2 protein-coding genes are annotated in these 1,210 nt (G+C 36.4%); both read right to left on the bottom strand.

Features of this window, described 5'->3' with window-relative positions:
* Positions 1–212: 212 nt before the first annotated feature.
* Positions 213–635: a hypothetical protein gene (locus DMP16_RS10000; protein WP_069284204.1), complete on the bottom strand. Its 423-nt coding sequence runs from the start codon at positions 633–635 to the stop codon at positions 213–215.
* The coding region (locus DMP16_RS09995) for an SPFH domain-containing protein (RefSeq protein WP_185957863.1) at positions 610–1,210 on the bottom strand (601 nt) is incomplete at its 5' end. The genes DMP16_RS10000 and DMP16_RS09995, both read right to left, overlap by 26 nt.

The following is a 1,210-nucleotide window of genomic DNA, read 5'->3' as shown; positions in this document are numbered from 1 at the left end:
GGGAGTAAGTACTGTTTGGACAATTTTTTACCCAAGAGTATAGTAAATAACACGAAAATTTGCCTAATAACAGGTTCAGTTATTTATTTAGGAGTCGTCATCTTCCTCTTCTTATACGGATTATGATCTTTTTAATTAAATAAAATCCTTATAGAAAAGCTTAAACACAATAAATCTCGCCAACTCAATTCAAAAATGGAAAAAATTAGTTTTTAAAAGAAAGTTGCAAGGGCTCCACCGAAACTGCCATTGAGAACGTTAAACGCTATAATTAATCCTATATACGTTTGAATATAAGGTACGACAAATGCAAATGGCAATAAGGAAAATGCTAAATATCCTAGAGAAGTGTAAATTCCTATTTTTCTTACTTGTCTTAAGTTTGATTCAGCTACCTTACTCCTTAATGGACTAACGAAGGCTATGAAGAGGGCTAAGACTATTAATTGTATGATACCTAATGCGGGGGAAATTATTAGCGAAGCTATTGGAGATATTTGTATAACGGTTGGGGGATAAAAGGCTTTAACTATTAGTGCCAATACTCCCATGATAATAGTTAAAATAAAACTATATCCAATACCCGTTAACACGTTCCAGCCTAAAATCCTACTTGTTGCCTTCTCCTCCACCACTGCTAGTCTGCCCTCCTCCTAACACTTGCCTCAATAACGTCTGCAGTTGAGGTAATTGTTGCTGACCAGCTCCGGGATAAGTGAATGGCAAATATCCTCCTATTACTATGCTAGATAATTGTGGGAAGTAAGGAACTCCTAATGCCATATTTACACTTGAAGGATCTCTACTCTCTGCTAATATCCTAGCCAACCCCATTCTTACAGCATCATAAATTTCTATCCCTAAATCCCTTAACTGTAGAATTCTCCTTAACTCTGGATCTTGTGGAATCAGCTTAGTTATCCTCACTGATATTAACTCTATTCCAATCTCTGCTAAGAACGTCTTTAATCCCGCTGTAACAGCCGTTGATATGTCAGCGAACTTCTTGAACACTTCGACCAATTTAACATGGTTTAATACTTGGCTAACCTCTTGATCTATTATAGGAGATATATACATAGCTAAATCAGCATCCTTAAAGTACTGAGCTCCAAACTGAATGTTGGTAACTAACAAAGAGGGATTAGATACTTTATAATACACAGCTACCTCATACTCTAGGGGAACTAAATCGTCAGTCTGACTCACT

Origin of the sequence: Sulfolobus sp. B1 (assembly GCF_007050195.1) — an archaeon.
In the GTDB taxonomy this organism is placed as follows: Archaea; Thermoproteota; Thermoprotei_A; order Sulfolobales; family Sulfolobaceae; genus Saccharolobus.
This window is presented reverse-complemented; position numbering and strand designations above follow the sequence as displayed.